Consider the following 18,844-nt stretch of genomic DNA (forward strand, 5'->3'; position numbering starts at 1 on the left):
CTCACGCCTCCTTCGGGTCGATGGGGGCGCTGAGACGGCGGGGACTGCGGCGCAACGGCGGTTTGGCCCCGAGGCGCTTCGGATCGAGACCGGACCACGAACCACCGCTGGAGAAGAACTTCGTGCGGGCGACCAGCGTCATGATCGGCTTCGTGAAGAAGAACACGACGACGACGTCGAGCAGCGTGGTCAGGCCGAGCGTGAACGCGAAGCCCTGCACCTTGCCGACGGTCACGGTGAACAGCACGGCCGCGGCGAGGAACGACACGAAGTCGGAGACCAGGATCGTGCGCCGGGCCCTCGGCCATGCCCGTTCGACGGCGGGCCGGAGCGTACGGCCCTCTCTGATCTCGTCACGGATTCGTTCGAAGTACACGATGAACGAGTCCGCCGTGATGCCGATCGCAACGATCGCACCACACACCGCGGGAAGGTTGAGGGCGAAGCCGATACCCGGCCCGAGCAGAGTCATGATCGCGTACGTCATGACCGCCGAGGCCAGCAGGCTGACGATCGCGATCAGCGCCAGACCCCGGTAGTAGAGCACCAGGTAGATGATCACCAGCGCGAGACCGATGGCACCGGCGATCAGACCGGCGTGCAGCTGCTCACCGCCGAGCGCGGCGGTGACCGTGGTGACGGTCTCCTCACGGAAGGTCAGGGGCAGCGCGCCGTACGACAGGATGTTGCCCAGGTCCTGCGCGGACTCCTGGGTGAAGTTGCCGGAGATCTCGGCGTTGGCGCTCAGCGTCTGGCGCACCGAGGGCGCCGAGACGACCTCACCGTCGAGGACGATGGCGAACTGGTTCTGCGGGGCCTGCTGCTGCGAGAGCTTGCTGGTGATGGCCTGGAACTTCTTCGAGCCACCGCCCGTGAAGTCCATCTGGACGATCCACTGGCCGGTCTGCTGGTTGATGGTGGCGTTGGCGTCGTCGACGTCCTTGCCGCCCACCTCGGCGGGGCCGAGGATGTACTTCTCCCAGACTCCGTCGTTCTCACCGCAGGCGAGCGTCGGCTGGCCCGACTTCGCGTTGTCCCCGAGGGCGCCCCTGGCCTTCTCGTTCGTGCAGTCGAGCGCGGCGAAATCGGCCTGGAGCTTCTCCGTCGCGGGGTCGGCGGGCGGCGTCGCGGGCTCGCTCGCCGACGGGCTGGCGGAGGGTTCGGGCTTGTCGGAGCCGGACGGCGTGGGCGTCGCGTCGGCCTTCAGGTCCTCCGTCAGGGCGCGGCCCTGGGTGGTCTCCGAGGCGCTGGGAGCCTCGGCCGCCGGCGGGTCCGCCGACTCCTTGTCCGGCTTGTCGCCGTCCTTGTCGCTGCCCGAGGGGCTGGGGCTCTTCGACGAATCGGCGCTCGGGGCCGGGCTCGCGTCCGGCGGCGGCTGCTGCGTGGAGGGGTCACCGGGGCCGAGGGTCAGGACCGGCCGGAAGTACAGCTGAGCGGTGGTGCCGACCTGCTCACGAGCCTGCTGGGAGTTCGTGCCCTTGGGGATGTTGACAATGATGTTGTCGGATCCCTGGGTCTGAACCTCGGCCTCCTGAACGCCGAGACCGTTCACACGACGCTCGATGATGCCGACCGCGGTGTTCATGTTGGTCTCGTTGACCGCGTTCGCCTGGCCCGGCGAGCTCTTGGCCTTGAGCGTGATGGTCGTACCACCGGCGAGGTCGATGCCGAGGCGCGGTGTGAGCTCACCGGCCCCGAACATCCCTCCGACGAGGGCGATCATCGCGATCAGGAACAGAATCAGGGTGCGCCCCGGCTTTCCCGGGGCCCCCGTCTGCCTTCGGCCCTTCTGAGGTGCTGCCACCTTTTCGTTTCTCCCTGTCCAACCGCCCCACGCCGGGTGAGCGACGGAACGGCAACGAAGTGTTGTGGGGACCTGCCCATGCGAATGTCGGCATGCTCCGGGAGCCGCAGTGCGCCCGGGGGCGCAGCGCGGTGCCGGAGGTGACTACTTCGCGCCGCTCTCGCCGTCGGCCTTGCCGTCCTTGGTGGACTCGGCCTTCTCGGCGTCCGCGTCGGCCTTGGGCGCCTCGACGTCGGCCGCGGCGGCGTCAGGACCGTCCTTCTTGCCCAGGTCGAGCTTCGGGGCGTCGTCCTCCTCGGTCAGCGAGGACGCGTCGTCGGGGACGACGGGAGCGTCGTCCTCCAGCTCCTCCTCGTCGCCGTGCACGATGCGGTTGTACTCCGCGTCGGTGAGGACCGCGCCGATGGAGTTCTTCGCGTACACGGCGTGGACGGCCGGGGCGACCTCAAGGAGGACCGTGTCGTCGTGCACTTCCTTGACGGTGGCGTACATGCCCCCGATCGTCCGGACACCGGTGCCGGGCTGCATCTCGTCGCGCATCTGCGCGGCGGCCTGCTGCTTCTTCTTGGCGGACCGGGTCATCAGGAACATGGCCCCGATGAGCACGATGAAGGGGAGAAGGGTCACGAGACTCACGGGAGGGAACTTCCTTCGCACGACCGCGCTGTGGAGCGGCCTGGTATACGGGGGTGGGTAGCCGACCGTTACGGGCGGCATCGGCGGAGTCTAAGCGAGTCCGCATCATTGGAACAACGCCCAGCATGGCACCGGGGTTCCTGCCTGGGCGAGTGACTGCGCGCTCACGCCCCGAACAGCCCCGGTTGTCCGCTTGCGCCCGGCCCCGGCAGGGGTGGCGTGAGCCCGAGGTGGGCCCATGCCGCGGGGGTCGCCACCCGGCCGCGCGGTGTACGGGCGAGCAGCCCCTCCCGTACGAGGAAGGGCTCGGCGACCTCCTCGACCGTCTCGCGCTCCTCCCCGACCGCGACGGCGAGAGTCGACAGACCGACGGGTCCCCCGCCGAACAGTTTGAGCAGGGCCTGGAGCACGGCGCGGTCCAGCCGGTCGAGACCCCGTTCGTCCACCTCGTACACCCGAAGGGCTACCGCGGCGATGTCGCGGTTGATCCAGCCCTCGGCCTTGACCTGCGCGTAGTCGCGGACCCGGCGCAGCAACCGGTTGGCGATGCGGGGCGTGCCCCGTGAGCGTCCGGCGATCTCGGCGGCCCCGTCCGCGTCGATCTCCAGGTCGAGCAGGTGCGCGGAGCGGTGGATCACCCGTTCCAGCTCGACGGGCTCGTAGAACTCCATCTGCGCGGTGAAACCGAAGCGGTCGCGCAGCGGGGGCGGCAGCAGTCCGGCCCTGGTGGTGGCGCCCACGAGGGTGAACGGCGGGAGCTCCAGCGGGATGGCGGTGGCGCCGGGGCCCTTGCCGACGATGACGTCGACGCGGAAGTCCTCCATGGCCATGTAGAGCATTTCCTCGGCGGGCCGGGACATCCGGTGGATCTCGTCGAGGAAGAGGACCTCGCCCTCCTGGAGGGAGGAGAGGATCGCGGCGAGGTCGCCCGCGTGCTGGATGGCGGGGCCCGAGGTGATGCGGATGGGGGCGCCCATCTCGGCGGCGATGATCATGGAGAGGCTGGTCTTGCCGAGGCCGGGGGCGCCGGAGAGCAGGACGTGGTCGGCGGTGGCGCCCCGGGCGAGGGCCGCCTTCAGGACGAGGTCGAGCTGTTCGCGTACGCGCTCCTGCCCGACGAACTCGTCCAGCGACTTGGGCCGCAGGGCCGCCTCGACCGCCTGGTCCTCGCCGTCGGCCGACGCGCCGACGAGCCGTTCGGCGCCGTCGGCCGGGTCGGGTCCGCCGGTCCGGTCCGCCGGGGGGCCGCCCGGCGTCCCGCTGCGGCTGTCGTCCCAGTTCACTGTGGATCACCTCGTGGAATCGGGACGCCCGTGGAGGGTCCCGTGGAGTTCGGCCGGCGCGGCAGGTCGGTGTGGCGGGGCGGCGGGCCCGGGTCAGCGGGTCCGGTTGAGCGACTGGAGGGCGGCGCGCAGGAGTCGCGGTACGGCGGGGGCCTCGCCCGCCTCGATCGCCGCCTCCGCCTGGGGCGCGACCAGCGCGACCGCCTCGTCGGCCTCCCTCGTCGCGTACCCGAGGCCGATCAGTGCCGAGTGGAGCTGATCGTTCCAGGACGCGGGGGCGGCGGCGACGCCCTGTCTGCCGATGGGCGTGCCGACAGGCGCGCCGAGGCGGTCCTTCAGCTCCAGCAGGAGTTTCTGGGCCCCCTTCTTACCGATGCCGGGGACGGCGGTCAGCGTCTTCTCGTCACCCGTGGCGACGGCGACGCGCAGCGTGTCGGGCGAGTGCACCGCGATCATCGCCTGGGCCAGCCGCGGACCGACGCCGCTCGCGGTCTGGAGCAGCTCGAACGTCTGGCGCTCGTCGTCGTCGGCGAAGCCGTACAGCGTGAGCGAGTCCTCCCGGACGACCAGCGACGTGGCGATCCTGGCCTCCTCGCCGATCCGCAGCCCGGCGAGGGTGGCGGGCGTGCACTGGACCAGCATGCCGACACCGCCGACCTCGATCACCGCGGTGGTCGGGGCGAGCGCGGCCACCGGGCCGCTGACGAAGGCGAACATCGGGAGACCTTCCGTACGGGTACGTTGCCTGAGGGGCGGGACGCCTTGGCCGCGGCGTGCGCCTGCTGGAGGCGGTTGACCGCGGGGGCGCGCCAGATGTGACAGATGGCGAGGGCCAGGGCATCGGCCGCGTCGGCCGGTCTGGGCGGGGCGTCCAGCCGCAGCAGCCGGGTCACCATGGCACCGACCTGGGCCTTGTCGGCGCGCCCGCTGCCCGTGACGGCGGCCTTGACCTCGCTGGGTGTGTGCAGGGCGACGGGGATGCCGCGGCGTGCGGCGCAGAGCATGGCGACGGCGCTGGCCTGGGCCGTCCCCATCACGGTGCGGACGTTGTGCTGGCTGAACACCCGCTCCACGGCGACCAGTTCGGGCCGGTGCTCCTCCAGCCAGGCTTCCACGCCACGCTCGATGTCGACCAGCCGCGATCCGAGGTCCGCGTCGGCGGACGTCCGCACGACTCCGACGCCGAGCATCGTCAGCGGGCGCCCCGCGACGCCCTCGACGACACCGACACCGCACCGTGTCAGCCCGGGGTCCACGCCCAGTACCCGCATCGCGCCCCTCCCCCTCGCACTCCCGGTCCGCCCGATCACCTGTTCTGCCGGTGAGTCAGAACCCCTGATCAGCACAGTATCGGTAGGCACCGACAACGCGGCGGGCCGACGGGGGGTGTGTCCCCGTCGGCCCGTCGCGTTGAGCCGAGTTGACGCCGGTGACCGTGCCGATGACGACCGCGCGCCGATGACGTCGGCGGGTCAGGCGTCGACCTTCTCCATGACGTCGTCCGAGACGTCGAAGTTGGCGAAGACGTTCTGCACGTCGTCGCTGTCCTCCAGCGCGTCGATCAGCTTGAAGATCTTCCGTGCGCCGTCCTCGTCCAGCTCGACCTGCATGGTCGGGACGAAGTTGGTGTCGGCCGAGTCGTAGTCGATGCCGGCCTGCTGGAGCGCCGTGCGGACCTCGACCAGGTCGGTGGCCTCGCTGAGCACCTCGAAGGACTCACCGAGGTCGTTGACCTCCTCGGCGCCCGCGTCGAGGACGGCGCCCAGGACGTCGTCCTCGCCCAGCTCGCCCTTGGGGACGATCACGACGCCCTTGCGGTGGAACAGGTAGGACACGGAGCCGGGGTCGGCCATCGAGCCGCCGTTGCGGGTCATCGCGACGCGGACGTCGGACGCGGCGCGGTTGCGGTTGTCGGTGAGGCACTCGATGAGGACGGCGACACCGTTGGGTCCGTAGCCCTCGTACATGATCGTCTCGTAGTCGGCGCCACCGGCCTCCAGGCCGGCGCCGCGCTTGACGGCCGAGTCGATGTTCTTGTTCGGCACCGAACTCTTCTTCGCCTTCTGGATGGCGTCGAAAAGGGTCGGATTGCCGTCGACGTCGGCGCCGCCGGTGCGGGCGGCGACCTCGATGTTCTTGATCAGCTTCGCGAAGAGCTTGCCGCGCTTGGCATCGATCACGGCCTTCTTGTGCTTCGTCGTAGCCCATTTAGAGTGGCCGGACATCTGCCTGTCTCCTTCGCGTAACCAATCCTGCTCCGTTCGGCAGAGATCCTACCGGGATCCCCTCACCCCGCGGAGCGCACCATCTCGGTGAAGAAGCCGTGCAGCCGGTGGTCGCCGGTGAGTTCGGGGTGGAACGCGGTGGCGAGGGCGTTGCCCTGCCGTACGGCGACGACATGCCCGCCGTGCTCGGCGAGCACCTCCACCTCCGCGCCCACGGACTCGACCCACGGCGCCCGGATGAAGACCCCGTCCACCGGTCCCACACCCGCGACGTCGACGGCCGCCTCGAAGGACTCGTTCTGCCGCCCGAAGGCGTTCCTGCGGACGATCATGTCGATCCCGCCGACCGTCTCCTGACCCGAGCGCGGGTCGAGGATCTTCTCGGCGAGCAGGATCAGGCCGGCGCAGGTGCCGTAGACCGGCATCCCGGCGCGTACGCGCTCGCGCAGCGGCTCCAGCATCCCGAAGAGGACGGCAAGTTTGGACATGGTCGTGGACTCCCCGCCGGGGATCACCAGGCCGTCGACGGCGGCCAGTTCGTCCGGCCGCCGGACGGTCGTGGGCACCGCGCAGGCCGCCGCAAGGGCGGCCAGGTGCTCCCGTACGTCGCCCTGGAGGGCCAGGACGCCGATCAGCGGGCCGCGCGCGGCGCCCTGGTCACCAGCCACGGTTCGCGTAGTGCTCGGACTCGGGCAGGGTGTCGATGTTGATGCCGACCATGGCCTCGCCGAGGTTGCGCGAGGCGTCCGCGACGATCTTGGGGTCGTCGTAGAAGGTGGTGGCCTTGACGATGGCGGCGGCGCGCTTGGCGGGGTCGCCGGACTTGAAGATTCCGGAGCCGACGAAGACGCCCTCGGCGCCGAGCTGGCGCATCAGCGCGGCGTCCGCCGGGGTGGCCACGCCGCCCGCGGAGAACAGCACGACGGGCAGTTTGCCGAGCACGGCGACCTCCTCGACGATCTCGTACGGGGCGCGCAGTTCCTTCGCGGCGGCGTACAGCTCGTTGTTGTCGTAGCCGCGCAGCCTGGCGATCTCGTTCTTGATCTGGCGCAGGTGGCGCACGGCCTCGACGACGTTGCCGGTGCCGGCCTCGCCCTTGGAGCGGATCATGGCCGCGCCCTCGGCGATCCGGCGCAGGGCCTCGCCCAGATTGGTCGCGCCACAGACGAACGGTGTGGTGAAGGCCCACTTGTCGGCGTGGTTGACCTCGTCGGCGGGGGTCAGCACCTCGGACTCGTCGATGTAGTCGACGCCGAGCGACTGGAGGACCTGGGCCTCGACGAAGTGGCCGATGCGGGACTTGGCCATCACCGGGATCGAGACGGCCCCGATGATGCCGTCGATCATGTCGGGGTCGGACATCCGCGCGACGCCGCCGTCCTTACGGATGTCGGCGGGAACGCGCTCCAGCGCCATCACGGCGACCGCTCCGGCGTCCTCGGCGATCTTCGCCTGCTCGGGCGTGACGACATCCATGATCACGCCGCCCTTGAGCTGCTCGGCCATGCCGCGCTTGACGCGCGCGGTGCCGGTCTCGGGGGTCTGGCTGTCGGTGGGAAGCGTGCTGGACACGGGACGACCTCACTGGGGGACGGGAAGGGAGCGGTTCGACCTGCGCAGCAAACCTCTCGGGACCAGTCCACAGCAAGGGCCAATGGGAGGCCGGTGGATCGTTCTCACGCCCGCGGGCCTGCCGGGCCGGTGCGCTACTGGGGGCGGTCGGCGAGGGCGACCGGCGGCTCGTCGTCCATCTCGAAGGCGAGCGGGAACGGCGCGTGGCCGGCGAGCCGGAACCAGCGGACCGTGCGGTGCCGGCGCAGGGCGCGGGCCGCGCGTACGGAGTCGTTGTGGAAGCGCCGGGCCATGGGAACGCGGCGTACGGCGGCGGCCAGCTCGGTCGCGGCCTCCTCACCGCCGGGAGCCTCCCGTACGGCCTCGACCTGCGCGACCTCCCCGAACACCGCCCGCAGCGCCTCGCTCAGCTCGCTCTCGGCCACCTCGCGCTGCTCCTCCTCGGCCTGGCGGGCGGCGTGCGCGCCCTGGTAGAGCACGATCGAGGCGGCGGGATCGAGGACACCGGCGGTGGCCAGCTCCTGGGCGACCGAGGCGCGGCGCAGCAGTTGGGCGTCGAGGGAGGCGCGGGCGGCGTCGATCCGTGAGTGGAGACGGTCGAGGCGGCCGGCGGTCCAGCTGAGGTAGAGGCCGATCGCCAACAGCCCGGCGAAGATCCAGATCAGGGTTTCGGTCACGAACGGCAGGCTACTGGGGGCGGGGTCGTGTTCCCCCACCCCGCCCCTGCCCGAAACCGTGGGCGGGCCCCGGTCCCCTGGTGTCCCCGATCGCCGGACGAGCTCCGAGGAGCCCGTCCGGCCGGACCGGGCCGGGCCCGGCTGCCGCTCAGTCGCGGGTCGCCAGGCCGAAGCGGGCCCGCAGGCCCACGCGTTCGTCGGTGGCCACCGACGCCGCCCCGTCGGTCACCGTCTCGTAGACCGCCAGGATGTCCGCGCCCACCGTCGACCAGTCGAAGCGCCGCACGTGCGCGCTCCCGCGCCGGCGCAGCTCGTCGCGGCGCTCCGGGTCCCCCAGGAGCCGTATCGCCGCCTCGGCCAGCGCGTCCGCGTCCTCGTTGGCGAACAGTTCGCCCGCCTCGCCCTGGTCCAGTACCTGCGCGAACGCGTCCAGGTCGCTCGCCAGCACCGCGGCGCCCGCCGACATCGCCTCGACCAGGATGATGCCGAAGCTCTCGCCCCCGGTGTTGGGCGCCACGTACACGTCGACACTGCGCAGCAGCCGCGCCTTGTCCTCGTCGCTCACCATGCCGAGGAATTCGACGCGCTCACGCATCTTCTTGGGAAGCGCCTCAACGGCTTCCTTCTCGTCACCGCGTCCGGCGACCAGCAGTCTGGTCCGCGGGAAGGCTTCGAGGATCGTCGGCAGGGCCTTCATCAGGACGGGCAGCCCCTTGCGGGGTTCGTCGATGCGCCCGATGAAGCCGATCGTGCCGCCCCGCCACTCGGGGTTGACCTCGGCGTCGGAGAAGAAGCCGACGTCGACACCGTTGGGGATGACGACGGCGTCGCCGCCCAGGTGCTCGACCAGCGTGCGCCGCGCGTACTCGCTGACGGCGATCCGCGCGCTTATCTTCTCCAGCGCCGGCTGGAGGATCGGATACGCGGCGAGCATCACGCGCGAGCGCGGGTTCGACGTGTGGAACGTCGCGACGATCGGACCCTGCGCCGCCCAGCAGGTGAGCAGTCCGAGCGAGGGCGCCGTGGGCTCGTGGATGTGGATGACGTCGAAGGTGCCGTCGTGCAGCCAGCGCCGTACCCGGGCGGCGGCCAGGAAGCCGAAGTTGAGCCGGGCGACGGAGCCGTTGTACGGGACGGGTACGGCCCGCCCGGCGGACACCACGAACGGCGGGAGCGGTGTGTCGTCGTCGGCGGGCGCGAGCACCGAGACCTCGTGGCCGAGGCGGATCAGATGGTCCGCGAGATCCCTGATGTGGAACTGCACTCCGCCCGGTACGTCCCAGGAGTACGGGCAGACGATGCCGATCTTCACCCGGTCCCCCCGGCGCGCTCGGTGCTCCCCGCGGTCCCGGCGCCTTCGGCGCTTCCGGCCTCTCCGGCGCTGTCGCCGGTACGCGGTTCGAGGTCCGCGAGCCACAGACGTTGCAGCATGTGCCAGTCCTCCGGGTGCTCGGCGATGCCGACGGCGAACTTGTCCGCCAGGGCCTGTGTCATCACAGACGACTTTTCGGCCCGTTTGCCTGTCTCCGGCACCTCGACGGCCGGATACACCCGCCCGCGCATGAGCTTGGGCCCGTCGAAGTTGAGCGTCACGGGGAACAGCAGTGCCCCGGTCTGCTGGGCCAGCATCGCCGGCCCGGCCGGCATCCGTGTCTTCTCACCGAAGAACGTCACCTCGACGCCCGACGCGGACAGATCGCGGTCGGCGACCAGACAGACCAGGCCACCGGCCCGCAGCCGCCTGGCGAGTGTCCCGAAGGCGCTGCCGCCGGTGTGCGGCAGCACCTCCATACCGAGGCTCTCGCGGTATTCGACGAAGCGGTCGAAGAGTGATTCGGGCTTCAGCCGTTCCACGACGGTCGTGAACGCAACGCCCATCCCCCGGGTCAGCCAGGCGCCCGCCAGATCCCAGTTGGCGAGGTGAGGCAGCGCGAGGACGACGCCCCGCCCGCTCTCCAGGCCCTCGTTGAGGAGGTGTATGTCCTTGATCTCGACGCTGTCGCGTACCCGCTCCGCGCTCCAGACGGGCAGCCGGAACGACTCCATCCAGTACCGCATGTACGAGCGCATGCCGGCCTTCGACAGCTCCGCCAGGCGCTCGGGGCCCGCGCCGGGCTCCACGCGGGCCAGATTCGCTTCGAGCCGCAGCACACCCGTGCCGCGCCGCTTCCACACGGTGTCGGCGATGGTCCTGCCGAGTGCGTTGGCCGCCGGTTCGGGGAGCTTCTTGACGGTGCTCCAGCCGAGCCCGTACAGCGCGTCGACGATCCGGTCCTGCGCGCCGCTCATGAAGCGGACTCGGTCGCACTGGCGGCGTCCGCCTCGGCGGACTCCCGCCGTACGGTCACCACGCGCTGTCCGAGGGTCACCAGACTGCCCACGGCCACCACCCACAGCGCGATCGGCAGCAGGATGTCGATGCCGGGCACGCCGAACGCGTGGAGCCCCGCGAGCCCCGCCGCCACCAGCGAGATGACCAGCCGCTCGGCGCGCTCGATGAGTCCGTTGACCGCCACGGGCAGTCCGATGGACTCGCCGCGGGCCTTCGTGTACGAGACGACCTGGCCGCTCGCCAGGCAGAAGATCGACACCGCGCACAGCACGTTGTTGTCGCCGGTCCCCGCGTACCAGAGCGCGAATCCGCCGAAGACCGCGCTGTCGGCGACGCGGTCGAGCGTGGAGTCCAGGAAGGCTCCCCACCGGCTGGAGATCCCGGCCTGCCGCGCCATGTTGCCGTCGACGAGGTCGGAGAAGACGAAGAGCGTGATGACGATGGTGCCCCAGAAGAACTCTCCGCGGGGGAAGAAGAACAGCGCTCCGGCCATCACTCCCGCCGTACCGATGAGCGTCACAGCGTCGGGGCTCACCCCCCGGCGGAGCAGAAACGCGGCGAACGGAGTGAGGACACGCGTAAAGAATGCACGCGCGTACTTGTTCAGCATGGCCTTCCCGACGGTCGGTTGACCGGCCGCCCCATCGGCCGCCGGCTGGCCCATCGTAGCCAGCCCCGACTGCCTCCACCGCCGGGGCGCCCACCCACGTATGGACGCGGGCCGACGCGAGTGGAAAGCTCGAAGGACCACCGTGGGCGTCGCCGGAGCTGCCGCGCGGCTCCCGTTGCCCGCGCCCTGCTCCTCACCGTGCGATCGATCGGGAGGCATGATCATGGGCGACAAGGCGAACGGGCATCCCGGGGCCGCCGGAAGGGCGACGACGGTCGACCGGCCCTCCTCCGTGAGGAACGTGGTGCTGGTCGGCCACAGCGGATCCGGCAAGACCACTCTCGTCGAGGCCCTGGCGCTGACCGCCGGGGCGCTCACGCGGGCGGGCCGCGTGGAGGACGGCGGCACGGTCTCGGACCACGACGAGATCGAGCACCGGCAGCAGCGCTCCGTACAGCTCTCCCTCGTCCCGCTGGAGTGGGGCGGGTACAAGATCAATCTGCTGGACACCCCGGGATACGCGGATTTCGTCGGGGAGCTGAGGGCCGGTCTGCGCGCGGCGGACGCGGCCCTCTTCGTCGTCTCGGCCGCCCAGGAGGCGGAGGCGGTGGCCGGCGCCACCCGCGCGGTGTGGGAGGAGTGCGCCGCCGTCGGCATGCCGCGCGCGATCGTCGTGACCCATCTGGAGACCGCCCGCGTGGGCTTCGACGAGCTGACCCGGGTCTGCGGCCGGATCTTCGGCGGCGACGACCCCGACGCCGTCCTGCCTCTCTACCAGCCGGTGTACGGCCCCGAGGGCCCCGACGGGCACGCGCCGGTCACCGGGCTCACCGGACTGCTCTCGCGGCGCGTCCACGACTACTCCTGCGGCACCCGCGAGGAGCTGGCGCCCGATCCCGCCCGGCTGCCGCTCATCGACGAGGCCCGTGACCGGCTGATCGAGGGGATCATCGCCGAGAGCGAGGACGAGACACTCATGGACCACTATCTGGGCGGCGGCGAGGTCGACGAGCGGACCCTCGTGGACGATCTGGAGAAGGCCGTCGCCCGCGGTGTCTTCCATCCCGTCCTCGCGGCGGCGCCCGCCGCCGACGGTGCCCGTCAGGGCCTCGGCACGGTCGAGCTGCTGGAGCTGATCACCGGTGGCTTCCCCACCCCGCTGGAGCGCCCGGCCCCCGAGGTGACCACCCCGCAGGGCTCGGCACGCCCGCGCCCGGTCTGCGACCCGAGCGGTCCGCTGGTCGCCGAGGTGGTGAAGACGGCGTCGGACCCCTACGTCGGCCGGCTCTCCCTCGTGCGGGTCTTCTCCGGCACCCTGCGGCCCGACGAGACGGTGCACGTCTCCGGGCACGGTCTCACCGACCGGGGCCACGAGGACCACGACGTGGAGATACGGGTCGGCGCGCTGTCGGCGCCCTTCGGCAAGCAGCAACGCGCACTGGGCAGTTGTATCGCGGGCGATCTGGCGTGTGTGGCGAAGCTGTCGTGCGCCGAGACCGGCGACACGCTCTCCGCCAAGGACGATCCGCTGCTGATGAGGCCCTGGGCCATGCCCGACCCGCTGCTGCCGCTCGCCGTGGAGGCGCACAGCACGTCGGACGAGGACAAGCTGTCGCAGGGGCTCGCGCGGCTGGCCGCCGAGGATCCGACGATGCGTCTGGAGCAGAATCAGGCCACCCGCCAGGTCGTGCTGTGGTGCCTCGGCGAGGCGCACATGGACGTGGCCCTGGAGCGGCTGCGCCACCGCTACGGCGTCCAGGTGGACGTCGTACCGCACAAGGTGGCCCTGCGTGAGACCTTCGGCGAGCGGGCGGTTGGGCGCGGCCGGCACGTCAAACAGTCCGGCGGCCACGGTCAGTTCGCGATCTGCGAGATCGAGGTCGAACCGCTGCCCGCCGGGTCCGGCGTCGAGTTCGTCGACAAGGTCGTCGGCGGTGCGGTGCCCCGGCAGTTCGTCCCCTCCGTGGAGAAGGGCGTGCGGGCGCAGGCCGCGCGCGGTGGCGCGGCCGGGCATCCGCTGGTCGACGTACGGGTGACGCTGGTCGACGGCAAGGCGCACTCGGTGGACTCCTCCGACGCCGCTTTCCAGACGGCGGGAGCGCTGGCCCTGCGCGAGGCGTCCGCGGACGCCCGTATCGAACTGCTGGAGCCGGTCGCCGTGGTGGAGGTGGTGGTCCCCGACGAGTACGTGGGCCCCGTGATGAGCGATCTGTCGGGGCGGCGCGGCCGGGTGGTCGGCACCGATCGGGCCGGGCAGGGGCGGACGGCCGTACGGGCCGAGGTGCCGGAGATCGAGATCGGCCGGTACGCGATCGACCTGCGGTCGGTGTCGCACGGCACGGGACGGTTCAGCCGCTCGTACGCCCGGCACGAGGCGATGCCGCTCCACCTGGCCGGCCGGTTCCGCGCGAGCGCCGGAGCCGCCGTGGGGGCGTGAGCCGGTGTGACGCCGGCGGGACGTTCGGGGCCAGTCCGGTTTCTCCCTGACGCGGAGCGTGTGCCCCGGATACGCTGTGATGCGCCCCAGCTCAGCAGGTGTGCGGGGCACGGTAGTTGGGAAAAGGGCGCAGCAGCAGATGCTCGCGGCGATGGGGGCGGACAGTGTCGGACGGATTCGATTTCTCTCCTGGGGCTCAGGTTCCACTTCAGGGGTCGGCGGGTCAGACGGCGGCGACCCATGCCCTGGCCTCGGCGGCGTACCGGGACAGCCCGGTGGAGGAGATCCTCAAGGCGAACAGCGAGTGGCACAAGTCCGAGGTGAAGAAGGGCAAGGTGTCGCTGTTCGAGCCGAATCTGGGCGAGGCGTTCTCCCGCGCGGTGCAGACCCGGATGCTGGGCGGCGGCCGTGCCGCGCTCATTCAGTCCTTCGGTACGGAGCCGCAGACGGTGGTGGAGCACGCGCTGGCGGCGTCCCGCATCCGTAAGGAGCGCGACACCCGGCTCACTCTGGTGACCGTCCTGTTCGGGCTGCTGTTCCTGCCGGGGGCGCTGCTGTGGATCGGTGTCTTCCAGTTGCGCAGGACGCTGGCGGGTTCGAAGGACAAGAAGGCGGGCGCCATCGGCGGCGCCCTGCTGCTCGGCGTGGCTGCGCTCGCGGTGGTCTTCCTGGTGGCGCTGCCGTTCACGGGATTCCTCGGCTGGTATCTGCGCGGTGTGATCATCGCGCCCGTCATCGGCTGGCTGCTCGCCAAGCGGATCTGCGAGACGACGGCGAAGGACCTGCGCGCCCGCTGGAGCGATCTCCTGGCGGGCGGCGGTCTCGGCGCCAAGGTGCCCGAGGCGGTGCCGGGGCATCCCGACGAGACGGCGCGGGAGGAACTGCGCAGCGGGCTGGAGAAGCTGACCGCCGAGCAGCGTTCCAACGCGGTCTTCTACGCGGGCCCCAAAGGGATATTGGGCATGGGTACCCGGTGGGGCAACTGGACGCTCGCGGAGGAGTTGGTTCCCAAGGAGGCCGGCAAGGAGATCCACCAGTTCCGCAGCTACGACGTCATAAGGGCGATGCACGACCAGCTGAAGATGCTGGAGCGCGGCCCCCTCAACTCCGGTGGTTTCCCCAAGCCCGAGGTCAAGCACTGGATCGTACGGCCGGTCGACGAGAACGCCGGATCGGTCAGCAGGCCGGAGGGGCAGGACGTCGAGGCGTACCAGGTCAAACCGCACGAGATACAGCGCATCTGCAACCACCAGCAGTTCGGGGCCGGTGACCGGCACTATCTGGGTGTGCAGTTCGTCCTCTGGGACGGCCAGTTGATCATCACCATGATGATCACGGTGACGGTCCTGCACGAAACACTGCGTATCGAGGTGACGGGTCACGCGCTGGGGCCGGTGAACCCCCTCTTCTTCTCGAAGCCGTCGCCGAAGACGGTCACCAAACCCAAGACGGTCAGGTTCTGGGAGACCACGACGCACAGTCTGCCGCTGGTGGAGCCGAAGGAGGCCGTGCGGCTCGCGGTCCGCGCCCCCTTCACCTGGTATCCGCCGATCCTCGACTTCCTCGGTGGGAAGCTGTCCCTGCCGGAGCCCTTCGGCCTGCGGCACGCCTGGGCGGACAAGCCCTGGCGGCACCGCTTCATGGCCGACGACGCGATGCGCGCGGCCACGCCGGTGCTGCGGGTGGCGCACGCGGCGGCCCTGCGGGTGCTGAACGAGAACGGCGTGGACACCGAGCGCTTCGGCAGCCGCTCCTCGTCCCTCAGCGGCGCGGTCCAGGACCCGACACCGAAGAAGGTGGACGTGTACGACGCGTAGGACCGGCTGCCGGGGTTACGAGGAGGAGCCCGGCGCCGGCCAGGCGTCCGCCAGCATCACCCGTGTGTCGGCGAGCAGTTGGGGCAGTACCCGCGTGTGGGCGACGACGGGCATGAAGTTGGCGTCGCCGCCCCAGCGAGGCACGACGTGCTGGTGCAGATGGGCGGCGATGCCCGCTCCCGCCACGGTGCCCTGGTTCATGCCGATGTTGAAGCCGTGCGCCCCGGACGCCGTACGCAGCGCGGTCATCGCCCGCTTGGTGAACGCGGCCAGTTCGACGGTCTCGTCCGCGTCCAGCTCCGTGTAGTCGGCGACGTGCCGGAACGGTACGACCATGAGGTGGCCGCCGTTGTACGGATAGAGGTTCAGCACCGCGTAGACCGACTCGCCTCGGGCGATGACGAGCCCGTCCTCGTCGGACTTGCGCGGGATGGAGCAGAAGGGACAGCCGTCGTCCGCGTTCGGACCGGTGGGCTTGTTCTCGCCCTGGATGTAGGCCATCCGGTGGGGCGTCCACAGGCGCTGGAACGCGTCCTGGGTACCCACTCCGATCTGCTGCTCCGGCTCGCTCGTCATGCTGTGAAGCATATGACTTCGGCCCGGTGAAGCGTGTCGCCGGGCCCGCCCGCGCAGCCCCCGCCATGCTGGCGCGATGCGTGTCCGGAACCGACCCGAGCGGCTGCGCGACTGGGAGCGGGGCGCCGAACTGCCGATGCTCGTCGGCTCGCCGCTCTTCCTCGCCTGTTACGCGGTGTGCGTGCTGAACCAGAGCAGCAACCCCGTCGTGCGCGACGTGGCGCTGTCCGTCCTGGTCACCGTCTGGGCGCTGTTCGCGGTGGACTACGGGGTACGGCTGGTCCTGAGCGGTCAGGGGGCGCACTTCGTCACGAAGCACTGGCTGGACACGGTCGTGCTGCTGCTGCCGCTGCTGCGTCCGGTGCGGATCGTGAACACGTACGTGGCGCTCCAGCGCCGCCGCGACCAGCCCCGGCTGAGCCTGTACGGACGGGTGATGGCGTACGCGGGGGTGACGGCGGCCCTGCTGAGTTTCGCCGCGGCGCTCGCGGTCTACCAGCAGGAGCGCGGGGCGCCGGGGGCCACCATCCGGACCTTCGGGGACTCGGTGTGGTGGGCCTGCTCGGCGATCACCACGGTCGGGTACGGCGACGTCACCCCGGTGACGCCGCTCGGCCGGCTCTTCGCGGTCTGTCTGATGCTCTGCGGTCTGGCGCTGCTGGGCGCGGTCACCGGCTCGTTCTCCTCCTGGCTGATCCAGGTCTTCGGCCGGGAGGACCGGGCGACCGGGGCGGAGCGTGGCAGCCCGCCCCCGGACGACGTACCGCCACCGCCCCCGGCAGGCTGACGCCTCTGCGGGGGCGGTGGATCACGCCTCAGACCTGTACGCGGCGCTCCACGACGTCCAGCAGCTCGGCCAGGGCCTCGTCGGCGGGGATGCCGTTCTTCTGCGTGCCGTCCCGGTAGCGGAAGGACACGGCGCCGTTGGCGACGTCCTCGTCACCGGCGATGATCATGAAGGGCGTCTTGGCCTTCTGGTGGTTGCGGATCTTCTTCTGCATCCGGTCCGCCGACGCGTCCACCTCGACCCGCAGCCCCTTGGCCTTCGCCCGCGCGGCGAACTCCTGGAGGTAGGGAACGTGCGCGTCGCCGATCGGGATGCCGACCGCCTGCACGGGCGCCAGCCAGGCCGGGAACGCGCCCGCGTAGTGCTCCAGGAGTACGGCGAAGAAGCGCTCGATCGAGCCGAACAGCGCCCGGTGGATCATGACGGGCTGCTGCTTGGAGCCGTCCGGCGCGGTGTACTCCAGCTCGAAGCGCTTCGGCTGCTGGAAGTCGACCTGGATGGTGGACATCTGCCAGGACCGGCCGATGGCGTCCTTGGCCTGTACGGAGATCTTGGGTCCGTAGTACGCGGCGCCGCCCGGGTCCGGGACCAGCGGCAGCCCCTGCTTGTCGGCGGCCTCCTGGAGCGCCGCGGTGGCCTCCTCCCACTCCGCGTCCTCGCCCATGAACTTGTCGGACTCCGGGTCGCGGGTGGACAGCTCCAGCTCGAAGTCGGACAGGCCGTAGTCCCGCAGCAGCTCCAGCACGAAGGTGAGGAGGGAGTCCAGCTCCTGCGCCATCTCCTCCTTGGTGCAGTAGATGTGCGCGTCGTCCTGGGTGAAGCCGCGTGAGCGGGTGAGGCCGTGCACGACGCCGGACTTCTCGTAGCGGTAGACCGTGCCGAACTCGAACAGGCGCAGCGGCAGCTCCCGGTAGGACCGCCCGCGCGCCTTGAAGATCAGGTTGTGCATCGGGCAGTTCATGGCCTTGAGGTAGTAGTCCTGGCCGTCGAACTCCATGGGCGGGAACATGCCCTCCGCGTAGTGCGGCAGGTGTCCCGAGGTCTCGAAGAGCTTCTTCTTGGAGATGTGCGGGGTGTTGACGAACTCGTACCCGGACACCTCGTGGCGGTGGCGCGAGTACTGCTCCATCTCCTTGCGGATCACCCCGCCCTTGGGGTGGAAGACCGCGAGACCGGAGCCCAGCTCGTCGGGGAAGGAGAACAGGTCCAGCTCGCTGCCCAGCCTGCGGTGGTCGCGGCGCTCGGCCTCGGCGAGGAAGTCGAGGTGGGCCTTCAGCTCGTCCTTGGACGGCCAGGCGGTGCCGTAGATCCGCTGGAGCTGCGGGTTCTTCTCACTGCCGCGCCAGTAGGCGGCGGCGGAGCGCATCAGCTTGAAGGCCGGGATGTTGCGGGTGGTGGGCAGGTGCGGGCCCCGGCACAGGTCCTTCCAGCACAGCTCGCCGGTCTTGGCGTCGAGGTTGTCGTAGATGGTCAGCTCACCGCCACCGACCTCGGCCGACGCGCCCTCGGCGGCGTCCGCGGCGCTGCCCTTGAGCCCGATCAGCTCGATCTTGTACGGCTCGTCGGCCAGCTCGATCCGCGCGTCCTCGTCGGTGGTGACCCGCCGGGAGAACCGCTGGCCGCGCTTCTGGATCTCCTGCATCTTCTTCTCGACGCGCTTGATGTCGTCGGGGGTGAAGGGCTCGGCGACGTCGAAGTCGTAGTAGAAACCGTCCTTGATCGGCGGACCGATACCGAGCTTCGCCTCGGGGAACAGCTCCTGCACGGCCTGGGCCATCACGTGCGCGGTGGAGTGGCGCAGGATGTCCAGGCCGTCCTGCGAGGACATCTCCACAGGCTCGACGCTGTCGCCGTCGGCGACCTCGTGGCTGAGGTCCTTCAGCTCGCCGCCCACCCGGGCGGCGATCACGGTGCGCTCGCCGGGGAAGAGGTCGGCCGCCGTAGTGCCCGTCGTCACCACGCGCTCTTCCCGCTCGGAATCGCGTTCAATGGTCACGCGGACATCTGACACCGGTCTCTCCTTCACTCACGGGGCGCGCAGGCTCGTATCCGTACGCGACGGGAATCGTACCGAGCCGGAGGGTCCAC

17 protein-coding genes are annotated in these 18,844 nt (G+C 70.7%); 3 read left to right on the plus strand and 14 right to left on the minus strand.

Annotation, left to right across the window (positions count from 1 at the left end; translation table 11 throughout):
• Nucleotide 1: 1 nt before the first annotated feature.
• From secD to pgsA, 12 genes are all read right to left on the minus strand, one after another.
• Complete coding sequence (gene secD / locus SSPS47_RS04915) at nucleotides 2-1,804, minus strand: protein translocase subunit SecD (RefSeq protein WP_164249017.1); 1,803 nt, start codon at nucleotides 1,802-1,804, stop codon at nucleotides 2-4.
• 144 nt (nucleotides 1,805-1,948) lie between these two features.
• Nucleotides 1,949-2,440: a preprotein translocase subunit YajC gene (gene yajC / locus SSPS47_RS04920; protein WP_147877622.1), complete on the minus strand. Its 492-nt coding sequence runs from the start codon at nucleotides 2,438-2,440 to the stop codon at nucleotides 1,949-1,951.
• 164 nt (nucleotides 2,441-2,604) lie between these two features.
• A complete protein-coding gene (ruvB, locus tag SSPS47_RS04925) occupies nucleotides 2,605-3,723 on the minus strand; it encodes a Holliday junction branch migration DNA helicase RuvB (protein WP_239064780.1) in 1,119 nt (372 codons plus the stop codon).
• A gap of 93 nt (nucleotides 3,724-3,816) precedes the next feature.
• Entirely contained in the window at nucleotides 3,817-4,440 is a 624-nt protein-coding gene (gene ruvA, locus SSPS47_RS04930; RefSeq protein WP_164249019.1) for a Holliday junction branch migration protein RuvA, read from the minus strand.
• The gene (gene ruvC / locus SSPS47_RS04935; protein WP_164249021.1) at nucleotides 4,386-4,994 is read right to left on the minus strand and encodes a crossover junction endodeoxyribonuclease RuvC; all 609 of its coding nucleotides are present in this window, start codon (nucleotides 4,992-4,994) and stop codon (nucleotides 4,386-4,388) included. Before ruvC ends, ruvA begins: the two co-directional genes overlap by 55 nt.
• 201 nt (nucleotides 4,995-5,195) lie before the next feature.
• On the minus strand, nucleotides 5,196-5,948 hold the full coding sequence (locus tag SSPS47_RS04940; protein ID WP_164249023.1) for a YebC/PmpR family DNA-binding transcriptional regulator: 753 nt from the start codon (nucleotides 5,946-5,948) through the stop codon (nucleotides 5,196-5,198).
• Between the two features lie 62 nt (nucleotides 5,949-6,010).
• A complete protein-coding gene (gene pdxT / locus SSPS47_RS04945; RefSeq protein ID WP_164254388.1) occupies nucleotides 6,011-6,583 on the minus strand; it encodes a pyridoxal 5'-phosphate synthase glutaminase subunit PdxT in 573 nt (190 codons plus the stop codon).
• Between the two features lie 22 nt (nucleotides 6,584-6,605).
• Nucleotides 6,606-7,520 carry a pyridoxal 5'-phosphate synthase lyase subunit PdxS gene (gene pdxS, locus SSPS47_RS04950; RefSeq protein ID WP_164249025.1) on the minus strand — a complete coding sequence of 305 codons (915 nt, stop codon included), beginning with the start codon at nucleotides 7,518-7,520 and terminating at the stop codon, nucleotides 6,606-6,608.
• 134 nt (nucleotides 7,521-7,654) lie between these two features.
• A complete protein-coding gene (locus SSPS47_RS04955) occupies nucleotides 7,655-8,197 on the minus strand; it encodes a hypothetical protein (protein WP_078078298.1) in 543 nt (180 codons plus the stop codon).
• Between the two features lie 148 nt (nucleotides 8,198-8,345).
• On the minus strand, nucleotides 8,346-9,509 hold the full coding sequence (locus SSPS47_RS04960) for a glycosyltransferase family 4 protein (RefSeq protein WP_164249027.1): 1,164 nt from the start codon (nucleotides 9,507-9,509) through the stop codon (nucleotides 8,346-8,348).
• Nucleotides 9,506-10,486, minus strand: a complete 981-nt coding sequence (locus SSPS47_RS04965) for a phosphatidylinositol mannoside acyltransferase (RefSeq protein WP_147877629.1) — start codon at nucleotides 10,484-10,486, stop codon at nucleotides 9,506-9,508. Before SSPS47_RS04965 ends, SSPS47_RS04960 begins: the two co-directional genes overlap by 4 nt.
• Nucleotides 10,483-11,139 carry a phosphatidylinositol phosphate synthase gene (gene pgsA / locus SSPS47_RS04970; protein WP_203557788.1) on the minus strand — a complete coding sequence of 219 codons (657 nt, stop codon included), beginning with the start codon at nucleotides 11,137-11,139 and terminating at the stop codon, nucleotides 10,483-10,485. Before pgsA ends, SSPS47_RS04965 begins: the two co-directional genes overlap by 4 nt.
• Before the next feature lie 223 nt (nucleotides 11,140-11,362).
• Between pgsA and SSPS47_RS04975 the strand changes: the two genes are divergently transcribed.
• Nucleotides 11,363-13,576, plus strand: coding sequence for an elongation factor G-like protein EF-G2 (locus SSPS47_RS04975; protein WP_164249031.1), 2,214 nt, complete (start codon nucleotides 11,363-11,365; stop codon nucleotides 13,574-13,576).
• Between the two features lie 164 nt (nucleotides 13,577-13,740).
• The gene (locus SSPS47_RS04980; protein ID WP_147877632.1) at nucleotides 13,741-15,393 is read left to right on the plus strand and encodes a hypothetical protein; all 1,653 of its coding nucleotides are present in this window, start codon (nucleotides 13,741-13,743) and stop codon (nucleotides 15,391-15,393) included.
• Nucleotides 15,394-15,408: 15 nt separating this feature from the next.
• Here SSPS47_RS04980 and SSPS47_RS04985 read toward each other — a convergent pair whose 3' ends face one another.
• Nucleotides 15,409-15,981, minus strand: a complete 573-nt coding sequence (locus tag SSPS47_RS04985) for an HIT domain-containing protein (protein WP_164249033.1) — start codon at nucleotides 15,979-15,981, stop codon at nucleotides 15,409-15,411.
• 64 nt (nucleotides 15,982-16,045) lie between these two features.
• On the opposite strand from SSPS47_RS04985, the gene SSPS47_RS04990 reads away from it, so the two are divergent.
• On the plus strand, nucleotides 16,046-16,756 hold the full coding sequence (locus tag SSPS47_RS04990; RefSeq protein WP_164249035.1) for a potassium channel family protein: 711 nt from the start codon (nucleotides 16,046-16,048) through the stop codon (nucleotides 16,754-16,756).
• A gap of 28 nt (nucleotides 16,757-16,784) precedes the next feature.
• On the opposite strand, the gene thrS is transcribed toward SSPS47_RS04990, so the two are convergent.
• Nucleotides 16,785-18,767 carry a threonine--tRNA ligase gene (gene thrS / locus SSPS47_RS04995; RefSeq protein ID WP_164249037.1) on the minus strand — a complete coding sequence of 661 codons (1,983 nt, stop codon included), beginning with the start codon at nucleotides 18,765-18,767 and terminating at the stop codon, nucleotides 16,785-16,787.
• Nucleotides 18,768-18,844: the final 77 nt, after the last annotated feature.

Origin of the sequence: Streptomyces sp. S4.7, from assembly GCF_010384365.1 — a bacterium.
In the GTDB taxonomy this organism is placed as follows: domain Bacteria; phylum Actinomycetota; class Actinomycetes; order Streptomycetales; family Streptomycetaceae; genus Streptomyces.

Coding starts and splice junctions, on each gene's coding strand:
- ruvA (WP_164249019.1), bottom strand. CDS start 4,440: ATGTTCGCCTTCGTCAGCGGCCCGGTGGCCGCGCTCGCCCCGACCACC.
- ruvC (WP_164249021.1), bottom strand. CDS start 4,994: ATGCGGGTACTGGGCGTGGACCCCGGGCTGACACGGTGCGGTGTCGGT.
- SSPS47_RS04940 (WP_164249023.1), bottom strand. CDS start 5,948: ATGTCCGGCCACTCTAAATGGGCTACGACGAAGCACAAGAAGGCCGTG.
- SSPS47_RS04965 (WP_147877629.1), bottom strand. CDS start 10,486: ATGAGCGGCGCGCAGGACCGGATCGTCGACGCGCTGTACGGGCTCGGC.
- pgsA (WP_203557788.1), bottom strand. CDS start 11,139: ATGCTGAACAAGTACGCGCGTGCATTCTTTACGCGTGTCCTCACTCCG.
- SSPS47_RS04975 (WP_164249031.1), top strand. CDS start 11,363: ATGGGCGACAAGGCGAACGGGCATCCCGGGGCCGCCGGAAGGGCGACG.
- SSPS47_RS04985 (WP_164249033.1), bottom strand. CDS start 15,981: ATGCTTCACAGCATGACGAGCGAGCCGGAGCAGCAGATCGGAGTGGGT.
- SSPS47_RS04990 (WP_164249035.1), top strand. CDS start 16,046: ATGCGTGTCCGGAACCGACCCGAGCGGCTGCGCGACTGGGAGCGGGGC.